The 23,089-nt window shown below is 62.4% G+C and carries 21 protein-coding genes and 1 tRNA gene; 13 read left to right on the top strand and 9 right to left on the bottom strand.

The window, feature by feature from the left end:
• Window positions 1-4: 4 nt before the first annotated feature.
• The 3 genes from rsgA to SK1NUM_RS08410 are packed head-to-tail and all read right to left on the bottom strand — an operon-like array spanning window position 5 to window position 2,756.
• Window positions 5-976, bottom strand: a complete 972-nt coding sequence (rsgA, locus tag SK1NUM_RS08420) for a ribosome small subunit-dependent GTPase A (protein WP_212321114.1) — start codon at window positions 974-976, stop codon at window positions 5-7.
• On the bottom strand, window positions 976-2,247 hold the full coding sequence (gene aroA / locus SK1NUM_RS08415) for a 3-phosphoshikimate 1-carboxyvinyltransferase (RefSeq protein ID WP_212321112.1): 1,272 nt from the start codon (window positions 2,245-2,247) through the stop codon (window positions 976-978). Before aroA ends, rsgA begins: the two co-directional genes overlap by 1 nt.
• Window positions 2,244-2,756, bottom strand: a complete 513-nt coding sequence (locus SK1NUM_RS08410; RefSeq protein WP_212321111.1) for a DoxX family protein — start codon at window positions 2,754-2,756, stop codon at window positions 2,244-2,246. Before SK1NUM_RS08410 ends, aroA begins: the two co-directional genes overlap by 4 nt.
• A 126-nt stretch (window positions 2,757-2,882) precedes the next feature.
• Between SK1NUM_RS08410 and SK1NUM_RS08405 the strand changes: the two genes are divergently transcribed.
• Window positions 2,883-3,548 (top strand): sigma-70 family RNA polymerase sigma factor, encoded by a 666-nt coding sequence (locus SK1NUM_RS08405; RefSeq protein WP_396020907.1) that lies wholly within the window; start codon window positions 2,883-2,885, stop codon window positions 3,546-3,548.
• Window positions 3,545-3,811, top strand: a complete 267-nt coding sequence (locus SK1NUM_RS08400) for a zf-HC2 domain-containing protein (RefSeq protein ID WP_212321109.1) — start codon at window positions 3,545-3,547, stop codon at window positions 3,809-3,811. The genes SK1NUM_RS08405 and SK1NUM_RS08400 overlap by 4 nt, the downstream gene beginning before the upstream one ends.
• 66 nt (window positions 3,812-3,877) lie before the next feature.
• Here the strand turns inward: SK1NUM_RS08400 and SK1NUM_RS15460 are convergent, their stop codons facing one another.
• On the bottom strand, window positions 3,878-3,952 hold the full coding sequence (locus tag SK1NUM_RS15460; protein ID WP_390620223.1) for a 50S ribosomal protein bL37: 75 nt from the start codon (window positions 3,950-3,952) through the stop codon (window positions 3,878-3,880).
• An 85-nt stretch (window positions 3,953-4,037) separates the two neighbouring features.
• Here SK1NUM_RS15460 and SK1NUM_RS08395 point away from each other — a divergent pair, with 85 nt between their 5' ends.
• Window positions 4,038-5,486 (top strand): sensor histidine kinase, encoded by a 1,449-nt coding sequence (locus SK1NUM_RS08395; RefSeq protein ID WP_212321108.1) that lies wholly within the window; start codon window positions 4,038-4,040, stop codon window positions 5,484-5,486.
• 24 nt (window positions 5,487-5,510) lie between these two features.
• On the opposite strand, the gene SK1NUM_RS08390 is transcribed toward SK1NUM_RS08395, so the two are convergent.
• The 5 genes from SK1NUM_RS08390 to SK1NUM_RS08370 form a co-directional block, all read right to left on the bottom strand.
• Window positions 5,511-5,762 carry a WhiB family transcriptional regulator gene (locus SK1NUM_RS08390; RefSeq protein WP_212321107.1) on the bottom strand — a complete coding sequence of 84 codons (252 nt, stop codon included), beginning with the start codon at window positions 5,760-5,762 and terminating at the stop codon, window positions 5,511-5,513.
• 112 nt (window positions 5,763-5,874) lie between these two features.
• A complete protein-coding gene (gene galK, locus SK1NUM_RS08385) occupies window positions 5,875-7,017 on the bottom strand; it encodes a galactokinase (RefSeq protein ID WP_212321106.1) in 1,143 nt (380 codons plus the stop codon).
• A gap of 69 nt (window positions 7,018-7,086) precedes the next feature.
• Complete coding sequence (locus SK1NUM_RS08380; protein WP_212321105.1) at window positions 7,087-10,800, bottom strand: multifunctional oxoglutarate decarboxylase/oxoglutarate dehydrogenase thiamine pyrophosphate-binding subunit/dihydrolipoyllysine-residue succinyltransferase subunit; 3,714 nt, start codon at window positions 10,798-10,800, stop codon at window positions 7,087-7,089.
• A 259-nt stretch (window positions 10,801-11,059) separates the two neighbouring features.
• The gene (locus SK1NUM_RS08375; protein ID WP_212321104.1) at window positions 11,060-12,487 is read right to left on the bottom strand and encodes a glycosyltransferase 87 family protein; all 1,428 of its coding nucleotides are present in this window, start codon (window positions 12,485-12,487) and stop codon (window positions 11,060-11,062) included.
• A 91-nt stretch (window positions 12,488-12,578) separates the two neighbouring features.
• A tRNA-Arg gene (locus tag SK1NUM_RS08370) sits at window positions 12,579-12,650 on the bottom strand.
• Between the two features lie 150 nt (window positions 12,651-12,800).
• Here SK1NUM_RS08370 and lysA point away from each other — a divergent pair.
• The 10 genes from lysA (at window position 12,801) to SK1NUM_RS08320 (ending at window position 22,893) form a co-directional block, all read left to right on the top strand.
• Complete coding sequence (gene lysA / locus SK1NUM_RS08365) at window positions 12,801-14,204, top strand: diaminopimelate decarboxylase (RefSeq protein ID WP_212321103.1); 1,404 nt, start codon at window positions 12,801-12,803, stop codon at window positions 14,202-14,204.
• Between the two features lie 2 nt (window positions 14,205-14,206).
• On the top strand, window positions 14,207-15,520 hold the full coding sequence (locus tag SK1NUM_RS08360; protein ID WP_212321102.1) for a homoserine dehydrogenase: 1,314 nt from the start codon (window positions 14,207-14,209) through the stop codon (window positions 15,518-15,520).
• Window positions 15,517-16,416, top strand: a complete 900-nt coding sequence (thrB, locus tag SK1NUM_RS08355; RefSeq protein WP_212321101.1) for a homoserine kinase — start codon at window positions 15,517-15,519, stop codon at window positions 16,414-16,416. Before SK1NUM_RS08360 ends, thrB begins: the two co-directional genes overlap by 4 nt.
• Before the next feature lie 265 nt (window positions 16,417-16,681).
• Entirely contained in the window at window positions 16,682-18,367 is a 1,686-nt protein-coding gene (gene rho / locus SK1NUM_RS08350; RefSeq protein WP_244980221.1) for a transcription termination factor Rho, read from the top strand.
• Between the two features lie 131 nt (window positions 18,368-18,498).
• The gene (gene rpmE / locus SK1NUM_RS08345; RefSeq protein ID WP_212321099.1) at window positions 18,499-18,714 is read left to right on the top strand and encodes a 50S ribosomal protein L31; all 216 of its coding nucleotides are present in this window, start codon (window positions 18,499-18,501) and stop codon (window positions 18,712-18,714) included.
• 68 nt (window positions 18,715-18,782) lie between these two features.
• Window positions 18,783-19,850: a peptide chain release factor 1 gene (prfA, locus tag SK1NUM_RS08340; protein WP_212321097.1), complete on the top strand. Its 1,068-nt coding sequence runs from the start codon at window positions 18,783-18,785 to the stop codon at window positions 19,848-19,850.
• Entirely contained in the window at window positions 19,847-20,689 is an 843-nt protein-coding gene (gene prmC, locus SK1NUM_RS08335) for a peptide chain release factor N(5)-glutamine methyltransferase (RefSeq protein WP_212321095.1), read from the top strand. The genes prfA and prmC overlap by 4 nt, the downstream gene beginning before the upstream one ends.
• Window positions 20,686-21,342: an L-threonylcarbamoyladenylate synthase gene (locus SK1NUM_RS08330; protein WP_212321093.1), complete on the top strand. Its 657-nt coding sequence runs from the start codon at window positions 20,686-20,688 to the stop codon at window positions 21,340-21,342. The genes prmC and SK1NUM_RS08330 overlap by 4 nt, the downstream gene beginning before the upstream one ends.
• Window positions 21,342-22,454, top strand: a complete 1,113-nt coding sequence (locus tag SK1NUM_RS08325; RefSeq protein WP_212321091.1) for an MraY family glycosyltransferase — start codon at window positions 21,342-21,344, stop codon at window positions 22,452-22,454. The genes SK1NUM_RS08330 and SK1NUM_RS08325 overlap by 1 nt, the downstream gene beginning before the upstream one ends.
• A complete protein-coding gene (locus SK1NUM_RS08320) occupies window positions 22,447-22,893 on the top strand; it encodes a hypothetical protein (protein WP_212321089.1) in 447 nt (148 codons plus the stop codon). The genes SK1NUM_RS08325 and SK1NUM_RS08320 overlap by 8 nt, the downstream gene beginning before the upstream one ends.
• Window positions 22,894-23,089: the final 196 nt, after the last annotated feature.

The raw sequence follows: 23,089 nt of genomic DNA, 5'->3' as shown, positions 1-23,089 counted from the left end.
TGCATCAGGCGAAGGCCCGCTCCATCCGGCGGAAGGAAAACAATCTTTCTGCGCTGAGAACACCGGCCCGGACCGCCTCATCAAGTGCGCATTCTGGCGCAGACGAGTCGTGATGGCAGCCACGCGGGCAGTCCGCAACCAGTCCCTCTAGATCGGGGAAGGCACCGACGAATGACTCTGGGCGGACATGGCTGATGCCGAAGGACCGCACACCGGGAGTGTCTATGATCCAGCCGCCCTCTGGCAGAGCGATGGCGGCCGCCGAGGTGGATGTGTGGCGGCCTTTCCCAGTGATCTCACTGACTGCTCCTGTTGTCCGGCCGGTACCTGGCACCAGCGCGTTCACCAGCGTCGACTTTCCCACCCCAGAGTGTCCTATGAGCACGGTGGTGTGGTGCCTCAGAAGCTTTTGGACCTCGGCGAGATCGCATCCAGGACGGACAACAGCTATGGGGAAATCCAGCGGTTCGTAGACGGTACGAAGGTCGTCGGGAGAGGCCAGATCTGCTTTGGTGAGGCACAGAAGCGGTGAGATGTGGGCGTCGTAGGCAGCAACGAGAATCCGGTCGATCATTCCCATACGCGGCCCTGGATCGGCCAGCGCGGTGACGATCATCAGCTGATCGGCGTTGGCGACGATGGGGCGTTCAAAGGTGTCTGCATCGTCAGCGGAGCGGCGCAACCAGGTGCGCCGCTCCGCCACCTCGACGATGCGTGCGAGAGTGCCCGCAGCGCCAGAGACGTCACCATCCAGCTTCACCTGATCACCAACGATCACCCCTTTGCGTCCCAAGATGCGAGCTTTTGTCGCGGTGACCGCTGTGGAGTCTTGTAGTACGCAGCGATACCGCCCACGGTCGATGGATGCCACCATGGCGTCAGGTGCATCCGAGTAGTCAGGACGGTCCTTGGTGCGCGGACGGCTGCGTTTCCGGGGGCGTTCAAAGGCCGTGTGGTCGTCGTGCCAGCGTGACATCAGAGACTCACCAGCTGTTCCCACCGCTGTGGGAAATCCGGCATGGTCTTTGAGACACAACTGATGTCATCAATGCTGGTTTCCGGCCTTACGAGAGCCACTATCGCGGCGAAATGCGCCATCCTGTGGTCAGCATGGGCGGTTAGCTCAACAGGTCCTTGAAAGCCCAGCCCGCCTGTGATCTCCAAACCGTCGTGATGCTCGGTGACCGCGACTCCCAGCTTCTCCAATTCGGCTGTCAGCGCTGCCAGGCGATCAGTCTCATGGCCACGGATATGAGCCACGCCTCTGATCCGGGTTTTTCCTTCCGCCACCGAGGCGAGCGCGGTGACGACGGGCGTCAGCTCCGAGGCGCCATGAAGGTCCACGTCAACGCCCTGCAGCCGGCTAGGACCAGTGACAGTCACCTCGTCGTCGTGCTGGACAATGACACATCCCATCCGCTCAGCCACATTCAGGAACTGCGCACCTGGTTGGAGGCTGGACGAGGGCCAGCCTGGCACGGTCACAGTGCCGCCTGTGACAGCTCCTGCCGCCAGGAAAGCAGCGGCATTTGTCAGATCAGGCTCGATACGCAGATCGAGGGCACGGATGGGGCCAGGATGGATTCGCCATGATGAGGAGTCAGGCTCATCAACGTGTACGCCCCGGGCGCGCAGCATGTCGATGGTCATCGCTATGTGCGGCCGGGATGGGACAGACAACCCGGTATGCCGCAGCCGGAGACCAGAAGGCAAGCGCGCCCCAATCATCAGCATTCCTGAGATGAACTGACTTGATGCGGAGGAATCCACCGCCACTTCGGCATCGTCGTCGAAAGGGCCGGGGGAGAGGGTGAAGGGCAGTGAGTTGGCATCAATCTTTGCTCCCAGCTGTCTGAGACCATCTAGCAGGCCCAGCATTGGGCGCTTCGTAGCCTGTGCATCTCCGAAGAAGCGGGTAGGGGCATCGGCCAGAGCAGCCAGTGGCGGCGCGAAACGCATCACCGTGCCTGCCAGGCCACAGTCGATACCGTCAGGTACGCCTCGGAAACCCGCCGGAGGCTGGATTCGTAGCGTGCCTGCGCTGGGTGTGTCGATAGTCACGCCCAGCCCACGCAGCGCGTCCATCATGAGGGCGCAGTCACGCGAGTCGAGTACCCCCGACACCGTTGAGGGGGCTTCGGCGAGTGCAGACAATACGAGTGCCCGGTTCGTCTCAGACTTTGAACCGGGCACCTCAGCAGTTCCCCGGACGGCCGCCTGGACCGTCTTGAGGCGGAAACCCGTCAAGAGCTGACCGCCTGCCGGGCCTTCTTCAACGCCTTCGTCCGGCGGCCCCGGCGGGAGACATTCCTGCGACGCCAAGAAGCGCTGGGGCGTCCCTGCAAGTCCTGGGTTGCCAGTATGGATGCACCGAGCAGAGCGGTGTTCTTCAGCACCTCAGGGCGGCGTGCCTGCTTCTCGTCAGGGTCTGCCCCCTTCTCGGGAAGCGACATCGCGATGTTGAGGATGCTTGCCTTTGCAAGCAGCAATGCTCCGATCCTGCGGCCGATGCCGGTGGCGAACATCACACCGCCGACGACCTCGGCGGCGCCACAGATTCGCACCCAGGATTCAGCGCGATCAGGTACATGGGAGGAATAACCGGAGGGCACGACTCGCTGCACGACGGGGGCTATGCGAGACGTGAACGCCTCGGCTTCCGGTGCCAACTCCGTTGGCGAGGTGACCTTGCGCACGCCATCGGCGACGAAGGCACTGGCGAAAAGGCTACGGGCGAGGAAGCGCAACAGACTCATGTAATCAAACTTACCCATAGCGGGCCCCAGTTGGAACGACCGGGTGCGGATTGTCGGCGACCTGAGGCCACACTTGTTTCTCCTTCCGGAACGGAATAATCCCGGTGCTTACAGCGTTTCCTCAGCATGACGAGGCCAGTCCTGTTGCTAGACCCCCCTTTGGCGTGGGACCGGACACCTGTATGTTCTTCTGTGATGGAAGAAACGGATGCCACGCTCCTGGATACCGCGGAACTTGGGTTTGCGTTCGAGAATGAGGCATTGAGCCACCTCGACCGCCTCTACTCGGCTGCCCTGCGGATGACTCGTAACTCGGCTGATGCCGAGGACCTAGTGCAGGAGACATATGTGAAAGCACTACGGGGACGTGATTCGTTCAAGCCCCGGACCAATATGAAGGCCTGGCTGTACCGGATTCTCACCAATACCTACATCAACTCTTATCGCAAGGCAGTTCGCTCGCCGCAGATGAGTGGGGATGAGGAGGTCACGGACTGGCAGCTGGCCCGGGCCGCATCCCATGACTCGCAGGGCCTGCGGTCCGCAGAGATGGAGGCTTTGGAGAACATTCCCGATGCCGCTGTGGCTGCTGCCATGGCTGACCTGGCTGAGAACTACCGGCTGGCGGTTTACCTCTCCGACGTCGAGGGATTCAGCTATAAGGAAATAGCCACCATCATGGACACCCCTATCGGCACAGTCATGTCACGTCTGAACCGTGGTCGTTCACAGCTGCGGAAAGCACTGGCCGAGTATGCCGCTGACCGCGGTATCGGAGGTGCCAGGGCATGACCGACCCCGATATGCACACCCACGACCATGACGACATGGATGAATGTATGCGAGCCCTCAGGGCAGTCCATGCTTTCCTGCACGGGGAACTTCCTGAGACTGACGCAGACCTAGTCAGGCGTCATCTCCAGGCTTGTGAGCGATGTATGGAGAGCTTCGAGATCGAATCCACCATCACCAGGATGATCCGCCGTAGCCAGCCAGCCACAGCCGCTCCAGCAGGCCTACGCAATCGTTTGACGGTGCTCTGCCTCTCTAAGTGATCAAGAGCCCAGGAAGACCAGCGCCCCCATACCGCAGAGGGTTCGGGGGCGCTGGGTACCTACGGCTCAGGCGTTAGGGCGCTTGCCGTGGTTGGCCTTGTTCTTGCGACGTGCGCGACGTTTACGACCGGTCTTGCCCATCGGGGCCTCCTTCTTCAAGTTGCGACGGCCCATTGTGCCAGATGCCTCATAGCGTCACCAGCTACGACAATGGCAGAGTAGGGCCATGGTGAGGACGCAGCCACCCGATGAGCTTTCTGACTATGAGTGGCTCCTGGCCTTTCAGAGCCAGTGGCATCTGCTCAGTGACCTGTCCTTCTCGGATCTGCTGCTGTGGGTTCCTGAGGATGATGCCCCCGACTGTGAGGTTTTCACCTGCATCGCGCAGATCCGCCCTGTGACCGGTCCGACGGCGCTGGAGGACGACGTCATAGGCGAGCAGATCGCCTATGAGCTGGATCATCAGGTCATGGTGGCGTATCTCAGTCATGAGATCAGCGAGACCAGCGACAATGCCCTGTCCGCCGGTATTCCCGTGGATGTGTGGGCCATCCCAGTGCTGAGGGGCGGCAGGTGCATAGCGGTGCTGGAGCGTCACACAAACCAGATGGGCATGCGTGCCACAGGCCTGCTGGAGGAGAACTATCTCGAGGCAGCAGACATTCTGACCAGCATGATCCTTGAGGGACATTTTCCGCTGGCCCCCGTGTCCGACAAGGCTTTCGCACCTCGTGTCTGTGATGGCGTGCTGCGAGTGCAGGTGGGTGGACGCATCAGTTATGCATCACCGAACGCCATCACTGCCTTCCGGCGTCTCGGGGCTCAGGGTGATGTCGCTGATGAGGATTTCAGCACTCTCATCCGGAGCGTCATGCGGGGCGTGGAGTCGATGGGGCAGACGATACAGGCAGACCTCGCGGAGCAGCGCAGCGTCGTTTTTGACGTCGAGCAGCCGCGGGCCTCCATGCGCGTTGTCGTCCTGCCGCTGGCAGTCCAGGGCGAGCAGATGGGCTCTTTGGTACTCTGCCGGGATACCACAGACCTGCGTACCCGTGATCGTATGCTCGTCACCAAGGACGCCACCATCCGCGAGATCCATCACCGGGTCAAGAACAATCTCCAGACAGTAGCCGCGCTGCTGCGGATGCAGTCCCGGAGACTCGAGTCTGAGGAGGGACGTGACGCGTTGCGTGATGCGATGCGCAGGGTCTCCTCCATATCTGTCGTTCATGACATGCTCAGTCACAGCCTTGACGAGGATGTGGCCTTCGACGGTGTCTGTGATCGTATTCTCCTGATGGTCGGGGACCTGGCTGCGACGTCGGGGTCGGTCCGGGCAGTCCGGGTTGGTAGTTTCGGTCAGGTGAGGGCGGACGCAGCGACTTCTTTGGCGATGATGATCACCGAGCTGTGCCAGAACGCCATCGAGCACGGCCTCCAAGGTGGGGAAGGCTGCATTGAAGTGAGGCCCGAGACCTTTGAAGAGGGTATGACCGTCGATGTGGTCGACAATGGGGTGGGGCTGCCCGATGGTTTCAAGCTGGGAAACCAAACCAGTCTTGGCCTGGCGATCATCTCCACCCTGGTTAGTGACCTCGGTGGGGCTCTTGAGATCGGGGACCGGACAGACGGGCAAGGCACCTGTGCTCGCCTGGCGCTTCCCTCACTTGTCTGACGATGGCGGAAGTATTCCGTGGCTTCAGCTGGCGCGCACCCTTGAGCGGGCGGCCCGGCGTTTCATGGCGCGTCGCTCATCTTCGCTCATGCCGCCCCAGACCCCATGGTCCTGACCGGCATCGAGGGCCCAGTCGAGACATTGGTCCTTGACAGCACAGCTTTGGCAGACCTTTTTTGCGTCCTCGATCTGCTGGAGTGCGGGGCCGGTGTTGCCGACAGGGAAGAACAGCTCAGGATCCTCAGTCAGGCAGGCTGCCCTGTGGCGCCAGTCCATGAACGGCACTCCTTTGGCTAGATGATTTTTCGAGCGGATAGAACTTACTCCGCCCGGCAAAGTTAGACAACCCCTCAAGTCCACAAAAAGTTTGAAAATGTATTATCTGCACTCAGGCAAGCCGGCCGGCTCCTTCTGAGGGTTTTGCAGTGAACCATGCCGGTTCCCGGAATTCAGCCTCTCGGAAGGCGTTCTGGATCGCATCTGCGATACCCACGGCTTGGCCGAGGGAACACCAGGCTATGATGCAGCCGCCGAAACCGCCACCCGTCATCCGGGCCCCGAGCGCCCCGTGATGCCGTGCCGTCTCCACTGCCAGGTCAACTGTTGGAACTGTGATCTCGTAGTCGTCGCGCATGGAGGCATGGGAGGCGTCGAGCAGAGGGGGGAGCGCGCTGAGCTTTCCTGCCCGGGCCAGCTCCAAAGCGGCCCGGGTCCGCTCATTCTCTGTGACAACATGCCGGACTCGTTTGCGCATTCGCTCGTCGGGGAGCTCTGCGAGGGCAGCCTCAAGATCCGTTACGTCGCGGAGGGCTGAGACTCCAAGAAGCCGGGCGGCCTGCTCGCAGGTAGCCCGGCGTTCCCCGTACTCCCCGTCGACATGGCTGTGTGGGGTGCGGGTGTCGAGCACCAGGATCTCCACGCCCTGCTCATGCAGCGGTAGAGGCACCTCGGCGGTTTCCAGGGTCCGGCAGTCCAGGAAGAGCCCGGTGTCTGCGCGGCACAATGTGCTGGCGGCCTGATCCAGGAGGCCGGTGGGCGCCCCGACGTAGACGTTTTCCGCGCGTTGCGCCAGCTTGGCCCGGTCCATGGGGGCGATGTCCAGGCCGAAGAGGTCACAGGCCGCTGCCATGCCCGAGCACTCGATTGCCGCAGAGCTGGAGAGTCCCGCCCCGAAGGGCACGTCAGAGGTGAGCACCATGGTGATCCCACCTACCTGGTTGCCGGCTTCCCGGAGCGCCCAGAGCACCCCGCTCAGATAGGCCTGCCAGCCTCCGATACCAGGCCTGAGCTCGGGGAGCGATAGCTCTGTGGTTTCTCCCAGGTCCAGGGCATGCATGACTACGCGTGCATCTTCACGCAGCCCCGCAGCGACCAGTGCCCGTTGCTCCAGAGCGAAAGGCAGCACAAAACCATCGTTGTAGTCAGTGTGCTCACCAATCAGATTCACCCGTCCTGGAGCGAACCAGATTCCCTCCGGTGGTGAGCCGATCAGCTCTTTGTAGCGTACTGCCAGCTTCTCAACGGCATTCATGAATACCACCTTTGCCTGTGGGTTTGACCAGCCAAAAGTGCATTCCGCAGTCTGTGCCCAGAATCATGCTTATGCCCCAAATGCGCTGTTCATCAGATCCTCAGTCTGCTGCTGGTGAACTCTCAGCGAACCGACGGAAGGAGCTGAGGACCAAGGCCGGGCCACCCGGCGCAGCCGGAATGGGAGGTCGGTGTGGTTTGCCACCGAGTTCGGCAGATGCACCGATATGAACGGCCACGGGCCTTGGTTTGCGGGCTCATCCTGGACAAACCGGATATCAGTGACGTGGCGGTACCGCTCCAGGATCTTGGCCACCTCGGCTCCGGGTAACGGGTAGAGACGCTCCAGCGAGATGATAGCCACCTTGCCGTCGAGACCGAACTTCTCACGGTTTGATATGAGCTCCCACCGGATCTTGCCGGAACAGAACAAAAGACGGGTGACCTCAGCGGGGTTCGTGATGGTGGGGTCGTCCAGGACCGGATGCCAGGTGCCCGTGGTGAACTCCTCCGGTGAGGATGCGGCCATCTTGTTCCGCAGCATGGACTTCGGGGTCGCCACCACGACAGGCCGGTGGTAATTCACGTAGGCATGCTGGCGCAGCAGATGGAAATAGCTGGCGGCTGTGGATGGCTGGCTGACCGCGAATGCGTTCTCTGCGCACAGTTGCAGCCAGCGTTCGATACGAGCGGAGCTATGGTCCGGTCCCTGGCCCTCGAAGCCATGGGGTAGCAGCAGCACCACACCGGATTTCTGGTCCCACTTTGCCTGTCCGGAGACGACGAATTCGTCTGCGATGATCTGTGCTCCGTTGGCGAAATCCCCGAACTGTGCCTCCCACATCACCAGGGCGTTGGGCCTGGCCACGGAGTAACCGTATTCGAAGCCCAGCGCCGCGTACTCGCTCAGCAAAGAGTCATAGACGTCGAAGGTTGCCTGGTCGTCGCTGAGATGCTTCAAGGGAACCCATGCCTCATTCGTGACCCGGTCGACGATGGCTGCGAAGCGCTGGGAAAAGGTACCTCGCCGCGAATCCTGGCCTGCCAGCCTGACAGGGTGTCCCTCCATCAGCAGGGAGCCGATGGCCAGCAGCTCGGCTGTGGCCCAGTCAACCGGTCCGTTGAGGATCTGCTCGGCCCGGCGTTCCAGTTGGGGCAGCACCTTCGGGTGGGGTGTGAAGCCCTCTGGCAAGACCGTGTGCACTTCACTGATCCGGCGCATCATCTCCGGGGTGATCTGTGTGAGTCGCTGATCTTGTTTCGCCGGGTAGTACGGGACGCGAGTGTACTCCTCGTTGACTGCTGCGGAGTTCTTGGCATCACGTGCCTCTTTGAACACGGTCTCCAGCCGGGCCCGGAACTTGTTCATGACGTCTTCGGCATCCGACATGGAGATGTCCCCACGGCCGATCAGCGCTTCGGTGTAGAGGCGCCTGACGGACCGTTTCTGCTCTATCAGGTCGTACATCTTCGGCTGGGTGAAACTCGGGTCGTCGCCCTCATTGTGGCCACGACGCCGGTAGCAGACCAGATCGATCACGACGTCCTTGTGGAACCGCTGCCGGTAGGCGAAGGCGAGACGCGCAGCCCGGACACATGAGTCGGGATCATCGCCGTTGATGTGCAGCACGGGGGCGGCGATGGCCTTCGCGACGTCCGTGCAATAGGTGGAGGTGCGTGACTCGATGGGCGATGTCGTGAAACCAACCTGGTTGTTGACCACGATGTGAATCGTGCCTCCGGTTTTGTATCCACGCAGCTGGCTCATCTGCAGGGTCTCGAAGATGACTCCCTGCCCGCAGAAGGCGGCGTCCCCGTGCAGTAGCAGGGGCAGGACCGGGAAGTCGTCATTCCCGATGACGTCCTGCTTTGCACGCGCGATGCCCTGCAACACCGGGTTCACAGCCTCCAGATGCGACGGATTCGCCGCGACAGAGGCCTTGATGGTGGCCCCGTTGCTAGCGACGAACTGGCCTTCCGAGCCCAAGTGGTACTTGACATCACCAGTGCCAGAGACGTCTATGGTGCCAGCGAACTCGTGGAAGATCTGTGCGTAGTCCTTGCCGATGATGTTCGACAGGACGTTCAGGCGGCCACGGTGTGGCATCCCGATGCAGACCTCGTCGAGCTGTTCATTCGCAGCCTGCTGGCAGATCTCATCCAGCAGCACGATGACGGACTCGCCGCCTTCCAGGGAGAAACGCTTCTGTCCGACGAACTTGGTCTGCAGGAAGGTTTCGAAAACCTCAGCCTCGTTCAACTTGTCGAGCGCATGCATATGCTCTTCATGAGTGAGAGGCTGGCGTGGCACCTCAATACGGTCCTGGAACCACTCACGTTGCCGGGGATCCGCGATGTGCATGTACTCCACAGCGACGGTCCGGCAGTAGGAGTCCTGGAGGATGGCGAGTATTTCGCGCAGCGTCCGGTAGACCCGTTTCTGCCCACCGAAGGTGCCGACTGCGAACTCCCTGTCCAGGTCCCAGATCGACAGGCCGTGGGTTTCCAGCCGCAGATCCTCGTGTGAGCGCTGACGGTATTCCAAGGGATCTGTGTCCGCCACCAGGTGCCCTACCGAACGATAAGAGTTGATGAGCTCCAGCACCCTTCCCTGCTTGGCCACCTGGTTCTCTCGGTGAGCGGAGACATCCACACTCCAGCGCAGTGGCTCATAGGGAATGCGCAGTGCCTCGAAGATCTCGTCGTAGAAACGCTGCTCGCCGAGCAGCAACTCGTGGATGATCTTCAAGAATTCCCCGGACTGGGCTCCCTGGATGACGCGGTGATCGTAGGTGGAGGTCAGCGTGGTTACCTTCGATATCCCCAGATCATCGACCCTGAAGAGGGAGGTGCCCTGGAACTCGGCCGGGTAGCTGATACTCCCGACCCCCAGGATCATCCCCTGGCCATTCATCAGCCTCGGCACGGAATGGTTGGTTCCGATTCCCCCCGGATTGGTGATGCTCGCGGTGGTGCCTGCGAAATCTGCAACCGTGAGTTCGCCGGCTCGCGCCTTGGTTACGATCTTTTCATAGTCAGCCCAGAACTGCGCGAAATTAAGCCTCTCGCATCCTTTGATGTTTGGGACCATAAGCTGGCGGGTCCCATCTGGCTTCTTCAGGTCAATTGCGATTCCCAGGTTGATTGTGGGATTCTCGATGAGTGTGGGCTTGCCATTGATCACGTCATAGGAGTTGTTCATCGCCGGCACAGCCTTCAAGGCCTGGACCATCGCATAGGCGATCAGGTGAGTGAAGCTCACCTTGCCGCCCTTGGATGTCTTCAGGAATTCGTTGACCGCTGCTCGCTGGTCGATCGCGAGCTTCATGGGAACTGAACGCACTGATGTGGCGGTGGGGACGCTCAGTGAGGCATCCATGTTCTTTGCGGTGCGCATCGGGGCGCCGCGAAGGACTGTCAGCTGGGGGGCGACCGCAGAGGGCTCAGGCCGCAGCGAGGGGTTGGGTGCATTGGCCGATAGGCCTGCGCCAGTCCCAGGGGTGGAGGGTGACTCGCTGGTGGGTTTGACGGACTCCACCGTTGGCTGGTTCCCCTCCTGGCGGGTGGCAGCGGGTTCCTTTGCAGCGGGGGAGTGCTCCTGCGATGGAGGGGAGTCTGAGACTGCTGGTTTGGTTGATGTGTTCCCGGTGGTCGAGGTATCTCCCGCGAAAAAGATCCGCCAGGACTCATCCACTGAGGATGGATCTTTCTCCCAGGCCTCCCTCATCTCTTCGATCAGCCAGGAGTTTGCTCCGAACGCGTCGTTTGAGTCAGGTGTCGACATCTTTGCCAGTGGCTGCTGCCACGATCCCCTTACTTGAGACTACTGCTTGGGCGTCAGGCTTCCTCGCCCAGTGATCAGCTTAGCGAACTTGCAGACCCGCCAATGGGAATCAGCCGACTCGGCAAATACCCATGCGCCATCCCGGCTCCCAGTGCCGCACCTGCAACACGGGGGTGTTTTTGGGTGTTATCTCATCCAGCGACATCTGAGCAGCATGTTCAACCCCACTCTGTGGGTAGGGTCGCGCACTTCACTGGTTTCAAGTGCGCCCGGGAACAGGACGAGACGAGGCGCGCCATGCCAGGCCCGCTGTGAGTCCTGTCAGGAACACCAGCAGAATATTTCGTGCGATCAGGATGGAGGACTCAAAACCAGAGCCGTTGGGAATCGCCATGATCCCCAACGTCCCCCACGGATAGGTGTATTGGGTCAGGATCGCGACGATGATCAGCCCGATGGCCAGTACACGGCGGGGACGTCGTAGCCAGGGACTGGTCTTGAGCGCGAGCAACGCCGCCAGGGGTCCTGCGAGCCACTGGACGTACTGGGTCGACAGTGTCTTGTTGGAGATGATGGTGGCCAGCACAACAGCGAGCACTGACAGCAGGATTGCCTGCGTCAGGTTTTTGTCACCTGCCTGGAAGTTGCGCAGCAGCCGCCAGGCGAGCACCACAGTGAGCAGGACCGAGCCGGCAACCAGGATGCTCGACACCTTGAGCATGGTTTCGACAGCTGGCCCATAGAGCTCTATTGCGTTGTACTCACTGAGTTTCATCGACCAGCTGGGATCCTTGGTGAAAGAACGCAGGAAGATCAATGCCGTTGCTGGGACGGACTCCATCTGGAGGCCGCGGTTCGACTGCCAGGTTACCGGCGAGATGGAACGTTCCCAGCCTCCGAGTAACAGTGATGCGAGTCCGAGACCAAATCCTGCGGCCACAAAACCGGTGACGCGGCGCTGACCCTCACCGGGACGCAACGGAGCTGCAATGGGGGTAATCAGCAGAGCCGGCCAGAGTTTGATGGCGGCCCCGAGTCCGATCAGGGAACCCGAGATGGTGGGGTGCCGGTTCAGCCATAAACAGGCCAGAGCGACGGCTGCTGCCGTCAGCATGTCGAAGCGGAACCACACTATGGGGCCGCAGGCCCCGATGAACAGGATCCAGAACGTCGTGGCGCCCACTGAGCCATGGCGAAACAACATGACGGCGACCACCGCATCGAGCAGGAGCATCGACAAAGCGAAGACCGGCATCCATGTGCTGAAGGCCCCGGAACGGTAGGGCAGCGCCGCGGCGAACCACACGGCAAGGGTGAGGAGGATGAGCGCGGTGCCTCCATAGAACGCCAGTCGCCGATGCCCACGGGAGAGCAGCACCGCTGCGAGGACGATCCCGACAACCATGATCCCCACTAGCAGTGGGGTCCAGGGCGGGCCGCCCCCGAGCGTGTAGAGCAACTGTAGGAACCAGACTGCAGGCAGTGGGTATTCCGTCATCACCCCAGGGCCAGCGAGCGCCGCTGCGCACTGGGGATTACCGCTACCATCGCCGAGCAGGCACCACACCCAGAAGCCGTAATAGCTGATGTCGTTTTGTACGAAGGAGACTTGGGGGATCTGCCACAACCAGACATTCAGGCCGCGGGTGGCGGCGAACAGTGATGTCAGGACCAGGGCCCACCTCATGCGGGACCCCTGCCTAGCAGGTGCAGGCATGGTTGCGGTCAAGCGCAGACCCCCTGGGACTCTAGGGTCGCCGGCCGGTCCGGCTCTGAAGCGCCCCCGCGAGGATTCGAACCTCGGCACCCGCCTCCGGAGGGCGGTGCTCTATCCCCTGAGCTACGGGGGCATCAACGACGGAAAGGCTAGCACGAACCCGAAGTGTCCCGGCAACTTGGAGAATGGCTGAGACACCAGCTGACGCAGCCGGCCGCTGTTTCGCGCGGCGCACCGGAGTTTCAACGGCACCAGCACGTCCCTTCTGGCAAGCTTTGACTCCATGACTCACGCTCACATCGCTGGCTCGATCCACGCCGACGTCGCCAAGGCGGGGCCGCAGTGGCTGACGCTTCCTGAGGACCTCAACCAGCTGCGGTCAGAACTATGGCCCGCAGGGACCGAGCGTGATGCACAGGGACGCATTGTGATCGGGGGCGTCGCATTGTCGCAGGTCGCCGCCAGTCACGGCACGCCCGCCTACCTGATCGATGAGCAGGATTTCCGGGCTCGTGCCCGCGCTTTCCGTGACAGTTTCGCCGACTGGCGTGTCTACTACGCGGGCAAGGCATTGCTGAGCCGGACAGTGGCACGGTGGGTGATGGAAGAGGGACTCTGCCTCGACGTGACCACGATGGGGGAGATGCGGATCGCACTTGCAGGGGGAATGCCAGCCGCGCGGCTCGGCTTCCACGGGAACAACAAATCCCTTGAGGAGATCCGTTTCGCACTGGAGCAGGGGGTGGGCCGCATCATCGTCGACTCATTTCACGAGATCGATCGCATTGAGGCAGCCTGCCAGGAGCTTGGGGCAACGGCCCAGGTTCTGGTGCGGGTTACCACTGGTGTGGAGGCCCATACCCACGAGTACATCGCTACCGCGCACGAGGACCAGAAATTCGGCCTTTCCATCCTGGGCGGTCATGCCCTGGCGGCCCTCGTGCGCTGCCAGTCGTCTTCGTCGATACAGCTCCGGGGAATCCACAGTCACATCGGGTCGCAGATCTTCGAGACCCATGGTTTCGAGGTGGCGATCCGTCGCACGTTGCGGCTGGCGGAACAGTTCCGTGTCGCGACGGGAGTGGAACTCGCCGAGCTTGATCTTGGGGGCGGCTTCGGTATCGCCTACACGGAGGCGGACTCCCCGATGCCCACCGCCGAGCTTGCACGTGCTTTCGATGAGATCCTCGATCATGAGTGCCGGGCCTTCGGGCTGAGGCGTCCTGAACTCAGCATCGAACCTGGGCGGGCGATCTGTGGCCCGGCCGGTGTAGCGCTCTACGAGGTGGGGACCGTGAAGGCTGTGGAGCTGGAGAACGGGCGCTCCCGCACCTACGTCTCGGTTGACGGGGGGATGAGCGACAACATTCGCCCTGCGCTATATGCGGCGGAATATTCCTGCGCTCTAGCCAACCGCACCTCCGACGCCGATCCTGTGCTGGCTCGGGTGGTGGGTAAGCATTGTGAGGGCGGGGATATCCTGATCCGCGATGTTTTCCTGCCACGCGACATCGCACCAGGGGACCTGATCGCAGTACCGGGGTCGGGCGCGTATTGCCGATCCATGGCGAGTAACTACAATCAGGTGCCGAAACCGCCTTTGCTGGCGGCATCCCAGGGACAAGTGCAGACACTGCTGAGGCGGGAAACCCTGGAGGACCTGATGCGACTTGATGTAGGGGAGTGAGCATGGCTGAGGAGACTTCGCCGTTGAGGGTGGCGCTGCTCGGCGCCGGGGTTGTGGGCTCCCAGGTGGCTCGGATCCTGACCCAGGAGGCAGAGCCACTTCGGCAGCGCATCGGCCGGCCCCTGGAACTCGTGGGGATTGGCGTGCGCAGGCTTGGCGTCGAACGCCCTGGGATCGATCCCGAGCTGTTCACCACTGATGTGCACGGTCTCGTCTCGCGCGGTGATCTGGATCTCGTGATCGAGGTCATCGGTGGTATCGAACCCGCCCGGACTCTGCTCACGCAGGCCATGAACGCGGGCGCGTCCGTGATCACTGCGAACAAGGCCCTGCTCGCTGAGGACCTGGGACAGCTCAGCAGGACCGCGAAGAAAAATGGTGTCGATCTGTACTACGAGGCTGCCGTCGCGGGCGCAATCCCGATCATCCGGCCTCTTCGGGAATCGCTGGTGGGAGACGAGATCCGTGCCGTGATGGGCATCGTCAACGGCACCACGAACTACATCCTCGACCAGATGACGACGGGACACCTGAGCTTCGACGTCGCTCTGCGCCAAGCCCAGGAACTCGGCTTCGCGGAGGCGGATCCGACAGCCGACATAGAGGGCAAGGACGCTGCGGCGAAGGCTGCCATCCTCGCGGGCCTGGCCTTCCACACCGAGGTGCATAGCTCTGAGGTCTTCTGTGAGGGAATCTCCTCGGTGACTGAAGCCGATATCGCGGCCGCGGACCAGATGGGATGCGTCGTCAAGCTGCTGGCCGTGGCCAAGCTGTCTGGGGACGACCGGGTGATCGTCAAGGTTCATCCCGCGATGGTTCCGAAAACCCATCCGCTCGCGTCCGTCTCCGGCGCCTACAACGCCATCTTCGTTGAGTCGGTCGAGGCTGGGCAGCTGATGTTCCTCGGGCAGGGGGCAGGCGGTGCCCCGACTGCTTCCGCGGTGATGGGTGATGTCGTGACCGTGGCCCGGAACCGGGTTCGCGGCACAGCGAGCCATCTCGGGACTGGCTACACCAAGCGGGGCGTGGCGCCCATAGGGGACTCCACCAGCCGCTACTACATCCGATTCCAGGTGCAGGACAAGCCAGGCGTGCTGGCCAAGTGCGCGACCATCTTCGGAGCCCATCAGGTCTCCCTCCAGACCTGCCAGCAGTCCTACCTGGAAGGGCTCGGGCGCACGGATGGCTTCACTGCGGTGCTGAACCTCATGACGCACGATGCCCGGGAACAGGATCTTCAAAGCGTTATCGGGGCGCTGCGGGAGGCTCCCTTCACCAGCGACTCCATCGACTACATGCGTATTGAGGGCAAGTGAGACTCACCGTCCGCGTACCAGCTACAACCGCCAACCTGGGGCCTGGGTTCGACTGTGCTGGTCTGGCTGTCGACTGGTTTGACGAGGCGCATCTGGAGGTGGCTGACTCTGGCGGTGTCAGAGTCGAGGTAACGGGTCAGGGCGCCCATCAGGTGCCGCGAGACGAGTCTCACCTGGTATTGGCGTCGCTGCTGCATGCACTGCGCCGGTGGGATGTTCCGTCGCCAGGAGGGCTGGTGCTTAGGGCCCACAACACGATTCCGCACTCACGTGGGCTGGGTTCCTCCGCTGCCGCGATCGTGGCGGGCTGTGCCTTGGCTCACGGTATCGCCTTTCCCGGCAGGGAACTCGACCGGGCCGAGCTGACCCAGATCTCCAGTCTTCTCGAAGGGCATCCCGACAACGCCGGTGCTGCTGTCTGGGGCGGGGCGATCCTGGCGTGGATTGATGGCGAGCAGGTGGAACTGATCAGGCTCCGGCCCGCAGGGGAGCTCCGCTGCCTGGCATTCGTGCCGGATCTGGAGGTGCGGACCGCCGGTGCCCGGGCGGTGCTCCCGGATGTGGTCACCCGAAAGGACGCGGTGGCGCAGGCAATCGCGGCGGCCTCTTTGCCGCTGGCTCTGGAACAGCGTCCCGATCTTTTGCTGGCCGCCACACGAGATCGCCTGCATCAATTCCACAGGGCAGAGCTGATGCCCAGCTCCTGGGCGCTGCTGCAGCGGCTACGGGCCTCAGGGGTGCCGGCGACCATCTCAGGGGCAGGCCCCACGGTTTTCGCAATAGGCCTTCCGGAACAACTGGAAGCGGCCGGCGCGGTGGAGCATGACGGCTTCCACCGTCGTGATCTCGGGATCGGCAAAGGTGTCCAACTGCTGGACCAGCTGGATCGAGGCTGACGCAAATCCACTTCGGTGTGAACGGCTTGGGGCTTTTCCAAGGTGCCTGTTGGAGGAACGCGGCTGTTTTGTGTTATTATTCTTTACAGTCATCTGAATGGCGCCGGTGGGGATTCTTTTACCACCGTGAGATGAGCACCATGACTACACACTTCACCGGCTGAGCAATTTCCGACGCCGCCGGTTTCCTGAGCAAGGAAGGCAATCCGTGACCGAAACCGGTTCAAACTCCCTGGCAGACCTGAGGCTCCCAGAGCTTAAAAAGATGGCAGCGGGGATGGGCATCAAGGGGACCTCTGTGATGCGTAAGGGCGACCTGATCGCCGCCATCTCCGGGGGAGTAAACGTCTCTGCCAGGGCCGATGCCCCCACCCGTGCTGCCCGTACTCGCAAGAAGACAGAATCCGAGCCCCAGCTTCCCGTTGAGGCCCCTGAGAACCCCGGCAGCGGCAACGTAAGGGACAACGCGAGAACTGAGGCCGAGCCCGAGGCGCCCCAGACGCAGCAGCGGTCTGAGGGAGAAGGCATGAGCCGCAACCGACGCCGGCGCGAACGCAACAAGGAACGCGACCGTGCCACCCAGGAGGCCACGAACGAAGAAGTGGGGGAACGGCTGGCAGCTGCGCTGGGACAGGCCGGTGGCTCATCCACAGCACAGGTGCTTGCCCCTACCAATTCCGGAGCGGGACGTTTCGAGGAGGAGAACGAGGGCGGCCGCCGCGGGCGGAGGCGCCGGAACCGTGACCGCCAGAACCGCCGCGGCCGCGGCTCCGGTGGCATGGATCGTTTCGAGAACGAGCCCACCATCTCTGAGGACGATGTACTCGCGGCAGTCTCTGGGATCGTCGACATCCTCGACAACTATGCGTTCGTGCGCACCACCGGGTACCTACCCGGCCCGAATGATGCCTACCTGCCGCTGGCGATGGTACGTCGTTTCGGTTTGCGCCGCGGCGATGTGATTGCAGGCGCCATCAGGACCCCGCGGGAGGGGGAGCGTAAGGAGAAATACAATCCCCTGGTGCGCATCGACTCCATCAATGGGGATGAGCCCGACAAGGCCAAGCAGCGCCCGGACTTCGCGAAGCTGACCCCTTTGTACCCGCAGGAGAAGCTCCGCCTGGAGACTGTCAACACTCAGCTGACCGGCCGTATCATCGACCTGGTGGCTCCCATCGGCAAGGGACAGCGTGGTTTGATTGTGTCCCCGCCCAAGGCGGGCAAGACGATGGTGATGCAGACCATCGCGAACGCGATCGCCGCGAACAATCCCGAGGTTCACCTAATGGTGGTTCTCGTCGACGAGCGTCCGGAAGAGGTCACCGACTTCCAGCGCACTGTCTCTGGCGAGGTCATCGCATCCACCTTCGATCGACCCGCAGAGGACCACACGGTGGTTGCGGAGCTCGCTATCGAACGGGCCAAGCGTCTCGTCGAGCTCGGTCATGATGTGGTGGTGCTGCTCGACGGCATCACACGTCTCGGGCGGGCCTACAACCTAGCAGCTCCCGCTTCCGGGCGCATCCTCTCGGGAGGTGTCGACTCTGCGGCGCTGTATCCGCCGAAGAAATTCTTCGGCGCCGCCCGGAACATCGAGAACGGTGGCTCTCTGACGATCCTGGCGACCGCGCTCATCGAGACTGGCTCCCGGATGGACGAGGTCATCTTCGAAGAGTTCAAGGGGACGGGCAACATGGAGCTCCGGCTCGCCAGGCAGCTGGCTGACAAGCGGATTTTCCCCGCGATCGATGTGGACGCATCCGGAACCCGCCGCGAGGACCTGCTCCTTGGCCGTGATGAGCTGAACATCATCTGGAAACTGCGCCGCGCCCTATCAGGTCTCGACGACCAAGCGGCCCTGGAGACACTGCTGGCTAGGATGCGCAAGACACAGAACAACCACGAATTCCTGCTGAGTGTCCTGAAGACCACCCCGGCCCAGGAGGGCTGAGGCCGTCCCGCTCCGGTGCTGCCGCGTCCGTTTTGAATCGGCAGCATCCGCTGGCACAATTGCACGCTGTGCCGGTTCACGCCCGCCCCACGGCGCGGCGACCCGGGGAACAACACACCTAGGAGAAGACCATGAAGCAGGGTATCCACCCCGAATACGTCGAGACGCAGGTTCACTGCACTTGCGGCAACACGTTCACCACTCGCAGTACCTCGAAGAAGGGCACACTGAATGCCGACGTGTGTTCCGAGTGCCATCCCTTCTACACCGGAAAGCAGAAGATCCTCGACACCGGTGGTCGTGTCGCCCGCTTCGAACGCATGTACGCGAAGAACAAGAAGAAGTGAGATCGCGGTTTCACTGAACTAAGCTGGCGGGGCCGGGACTATTGGCGGTTCCCAAGGAGACAGCAGAATTGTTTGAGAGCGCGGACCCCCTCATCGCCGAACATGATCGGCTCGAGGAACAGCTGGCTGACCCCGCGACGCACGCTGACCCGGTGCTGATGCGCCGGGCCGGCCGTCGTTATGCGGCTCTGCATCCAATAGTCGAGGCTTTGAGCAGCTACCGGCAACTGGTAGCGGATCATGAGACTGCCCTCGAGCTCGCGGACCAAGACCCGTCTTTTGCAGACGAGGCGGATGCTCTTGGGGCGAGTGTTGAGCAAATCACGGTCCGGCTCACCCGGTTGCTGGCGCCGAGGGACCCAAACGACGATGCCGATGCGATCCTCGAGATCAAGTCCGGTGAGGGCGGCGAGGAGTCTGCGCTGTTTGCCGGCGACCTGCTGCGCATGTACCAGCGATATGCTGAGCAGGCCGGCTGGCATCTTGAAGTGATGGACTCGCAGGTCACAGATCTGGGGGGATTCAAATCCGTTACCGTCGCTGTCAAGGGAAGCAGCATCGATGGTGTCGGCCCCTATGGCCGGCTCAAATTCGAGGGTGGCGTGCACCGTGTACAGCGCGTTCCCGTCACAGAGACCCAAGGACGCATCCATACCTCCGCGGCCGGTGTGCTGGTCTCGCCGGATGTCGAGGCAGAGGAACTGGAGATCAATGAATCTGATCTCCGGATCGATGTTTTCCGTTCCTCCGGGCCGGGTGGTCAGGGCGTCAACACCACAGACTCCGCGGTGCGGATCACCCACCTCCCCACGGGTGTGGTGGTGAGCTGCCAGAACGAGCGTTCTCAGTTGCAGAATCGTGAACAGGCCATGCGCCTCCTCCGCGCCAGGCTCGCTGCCATTCGTGAAGCAGAGGAGGCTGAGGCGGCTTCTGCCGCCCGCAGGTCGCAGGTGCGCACAGTGGATCGTTCTGAGCGGGTCCGTACCTACAACTTCCCAGAGAACCGGTTCGCTGATCACAGGATCGGCTTCAAGTCCCACAATCTTGATGTGGTGCTGGCTGGGGCGCTGGGACCCGTGCTCGACGCACTGGCTGAGGCCGACCTAGCTGAACGCCTATCCGGCACGGACCGATGAGAGCCTGGGATCTGGTCCTGGAAACTGCTGAGCGGCTTGCTGGCGCGGGCGTGGCCAGTCCCGCGTCGGATGCCCGATGGCTAGTGTGCCATGTCCTGGGCTGTGATGCGGCGGAACTGATTCTGCGTGATGTCTCGCGGAGAGAATGCGCGTTGGTAGCGGAGCTGGCGGAAAGGCGGGCTGCCGGGGAACCGGTCCAGTACATCACCGGCCAGGCTCCGTTCCGCTACGAGGTCATATCAGTGGGGCCTGGGGTTTTCATTCCACGCCCTGAGACCGAACTGCTGGTGGATGAGGTACTCACCTACCTAGCTGACCTACCGCCTGGAGGTCGGCAGGTTGTGGAACTGTGTGCGGGATCCGGGGCCATCACCCGTAGTCTCGCGCAGGAACGGGGAGGTCTGGTCTTGCATGCGGTAGAGCGGTCTCCCCAGGCCTGGCCCTGGTTGTTGCAGAACCTCGAAAGACTACAGGTCGACTGCCGACGGGAGGACATGGCTGAAGCCTTTCACGATCTTGATGCCCGTGTGGACGTGGTGGTGGCCAATCCGCCCTATGTGCCAGGCTCCAGACGCGGCCAGCTCCCGGTCGAGGTGACTCATGATCCTGAGGAGGCTGTGTTTGGTGGAGAGGACGGGCTTGACGTCGTCCGGGTGGTGCATGCCGTGGCGCTCAGGCTCCTAGTTCCTGGGGGACTGCTTGCCGTCGAGCACGACGAATCCCAGGTGCAAGATGTGAGGGCACTGTTTTCCGAGGGGTTTACCGGCCTCAGGACGGTACGGGACCTGGCCGGGGCGCCCCGGCACCTTGTCGCCAGACGTGGCAGGATTGGCGGGTGAGCGAAACCGGGTCGAAGACGTTGTCTCTCAAGGCTGATCCTGACGGCTCCCTGGAGGCCGCGAGGGAGGCTGTTGCGGCGGGAAGGTGTGTCGTCTTTCCCACCGATACTGTCTATGGCATCGGGTGCGCTGCGTTCGATGCTGAGGCGGTGAAGGGTTTGCTGGCGGCGAAGCAGCGGGGACGTGACATGCCACCGCCGGTGCTGATCGCGGAGAGTTCGATGCTGAGGGCTTTGGCAGCCACGGTGCCGGAGCCCGCCAGGGAACTGGTGGCCCGGTTCTGGCCTGGCGCCTTGACCATCATCGTGACAGCCCAGCGGTCCCTACCCCTGGAGCTGGGGGATACCCGTGGCACGGTGGCGGTGCGGGTTCCCGGTCACGACCAGGCCCGCGCTCTGCTGCGCCGCACGGGCCCCATGGCCGTTAGCTCCGCGAACCTCTCCGGGCAATCAGCAGCAACCACTGCCGAAGAGGCCCAGCGCATGCTGGGTGATGCGGTGGCGGTCTATCTGGATGGCGGGGATGCGCCAGGTGGTGAGGCCTCCACCATCGTTGATTTCACCGGTGAGGAACACGGACGTGTTCTGCGTCAGGGAGCCATCGGTATCGATGCGCTCCGCGAGGTGGTGCCGGGACTGCAGGCTGCTGACTGATGCGCGAATACCTACTGGTGCTGCTCGTCGCCGCCGCGGCCACCTATCTACTGGCCGCGGTGTGTCGTCAGCTGGCATTGCGCTGGAATGCGGTGGCGAGGGTCCGGGACCGAGACGTGCACACCAGCCCCAAACCCTATTTCGGGGGGCTTGCGATGCTGGGCGGGCTGGCCGTGTGCCTGGTACTCGCCATCAACATGCCTTTTCTGTCCCGTTTCGCAACAGTCGGCCACGATGCCATGGCAGTGCTTCTGGCCAGCAGCCTGATCTGCGTAGTCGGGCTGGTCGACGATATGTTCGAGCTGAGCCCGATCGTGAAATTCGGGGGGCAGGTGCTTGCCGCCGGCGCTGCTGTGCTCGGCGGGGTCCGCATCTACTGGATCCCCTTACCGAATGCTGTGGTTGCCCTCGATGATGCCAGCAGCATCCTGATCACTGTGATCTTCATTGCGCTCTGCGCGAATGCCGTCAACTTCGTTGATGGACTGGACGGACTGGCTGCCGGGCTGGTAGCGGTCGGGGCGGGTGCCTTCTTTGCGTACTCGTATGTACTCGCCTACGAACAGGATCTCGCCCGCGCCACCACCGCGAGCCTTCTCACGGTCGCCACCCTCGGGATCTGCCTGGGGTTTCTGGGGCATAACTTCCAGCCGGCCCACATGTTCATGGGAGACGCGGGCTCCATGCTGCTGGGGTTGCTGATGGCGATGAGCGTCATCTCCTTCACCGGGCAGGTGGACCCGAGTGCCCTCAGTCGAGATCATGACGACGTGCTGCCGGCATTGCTGCCGATCCTGTTGCCGTTCGCGACCATGGCACTGCCGCTGAGTGACTTGACCCTGGCGTGGATCCGCCGGACCGCCCGCGGCCAGCATCCTTTCAAGGCAGACAAGCAGCACCTTCATCACAGACTAGTGGCTCGTGGCCACTCACAGCGGGGCGTTGTTTTCATCATGTGCGCCTGGGGTGGTGTGATCGCAGGTGGACTGGTCTGTGTTGTCCTTCTGAACCACCCCGCCACGTGGTGGACTCTGGGCGTTTTCGTGCTGCTTCTGCTGTTGGCCACGATTGTGCCTGTGCGGCGGCGCTCCTCGGCGGTGGGACGTGGGTGAGCGTCGGGTGACGGGAGCCACCCGACGGGCGAAACAGATGATGCTGGGTGGTCTCGTAGCGGGTCACGCCGCGGGGTTCGCCGTGTGCGGAACCGCCATCGCTGTGGGTTTGCGTGAGGCGCTCATCGGGGCCGCCCTGGGGTTTGCAGCTGTGGTCATCTTCTTCTCCGTGGGACAGGCGGTTGAGGTCGTTGCATGTGAACTGGAGCCTGTCCAGGGGCTGGGAGTGGTGCTCGCCAGCTATGCAGTCCGGGTGGTGGGGATCGGGGCTGGGTTCTGGCTTGCGATGGCTCATCCACAACTTGGCCCGGCAATCGACAGGGACTGGCTTGCTGGTTCAGTTGTCGCCACGGTGCTTGCCTGGACCACTGGCGTCGTGGTCGTGGCCGCGAGGCAGCGAGTGCCCATCTATGATGCCCATGACCAGGGCCGGAACTAGCGTTTGCGATGATGAAGCCCAGTGACTTTTCCGATAGGCTCGCTCTCGACATGGGCATCAGACCAAAACCCGATGAGGAGCCCTCGCAGCGAGGAGGCACCGAGGACGGGATGGCCGTGCTCAGTTACATCCTGGCAGGCCTGCTCTTCTACGGAGGTTTAGGATGGCTGGGAGATCAAATCTGGAAGACATCCTG

The sequence above is a fragment of the Arachnia rubra genome, from assembly GCF_019973735.1.
GTDB classification, from domain to species: Bacteria; Actinomycetota; Actinomycetes; order Propionibacteriales; family Propionibacteriaceae; genus Arachnia; species Arachnia rubra.
This window is presented reverse-complemented; position numbering and strand designations above follow the sequence as displayed.

Excerpts from the sequence above, each read along its gene's own strand:
- rsgA (WP_212321114.1), bottom strand. The coding sequence starts at position 976 with ATGTCACGCTGGCACGACGACCACACGGCCTTTGAACGCCCCCGGAAA.
- SK1NUM_RS08410 (WP_212321111.1), bottom strand. The coding sequence starts at position 2,756 with ATGAGTCTGTTGCGCTTCCTCGCCCGTAGCCTTTTCGCCAGTGCCTTC.
- SK1NUM_RS08405 (WP_396020907.1), top strand. The coding sequence starts at position 2,883 with ATGACGAGGCCAGTCCTGTTGCTAGACCCCCCTTTGGCGTGGGACCGG.
- SK1NUM_RS08400 (WP_212321109.1), top strand. The coding sequence starts at position 3,545 with ATGACCGACCCCGATATGCACACCCACGACCATGACGACATGGATGAA.
- SK1NUM_RS08395 (WP_212321108.1), top strand. The coding sequence starts at position 4,038 with ATGGTGAGGACGCAGCCACCCGATGAGCTTTCTGACTATGAGTGGCTC.
- SK1NUM_RS08390 (WP_212321107.1), bottom strand. The coding sequence starts at position 5,762 with ATGGACTGGCGCCACAGGGCAGCCTGCCTGACTGAGGATCCTGAGCTG.
- galK (WP_212321106.1), bottom strand. The coding sequence starts at position 7,017 with ATGAATGCCGTTGAGAAGCTGGCAGTACGCTACAAAGAGCTGATCGGC.
- SK1NUM_RS08380 (WP_212321105.1), bottom strand. The coding sequence starts at position 10,800 with ATGTCGACACCTGACTCAAACGACGCGTTCGGAGCAAACTCCTGGCTG.
- SK1NUM_RS08375 (WP_212321104.1), bottom strand. The coding sequence starts at position 12,487 with ATGAGGTGGGCCCTGGTCCTGACATCACTGTTCGCCGCCACCCGCGGC.
- lysA (WP_212321103.1), top strand. The coding sequence starts at position 12,801 with ATGACTCACGCTCACATCGCTGGCTCGATCCACGCCGACGTCGCCAAG.
- SK1NUM_RS08360 (WP_212321102.1), top strand. The coding sequence starts at position 14,207 with ATGGCTGAGGAGACTTCGCCGTTGAGGGTGGCGCTGCTCGGCGCCGGG.
- rho (WP_244980221.1), top strand. The coding sequence starts at position 16,682 with ATGGCAGCGGGGATGGGCATCAAGGGGACCTCTGTGATGCGTAAGGGC.
- rpmE (WP_212321099.1), top strand. The coding sequence starts at position 18,499 with ATGAAGCAGGGTATCCACCCCGAATACGTCGAGACGCAGGTTCACTGC.
- prmC (WP_212321095.1), top strand. The coding sequence starts at position 19,847 with ATGAGAGCCTGGGATCTGGTCCTGGAAACTGCTGAGCGGCTTGCTGGC.
- SK1NUM_RS08325 (WP_212321091.1), top strand. The coding sequence starts at position 21,342 with ATGCGCGAATACCTACTGGTGCTGCTCGTCGCCGCCGCGGCCACCTAT.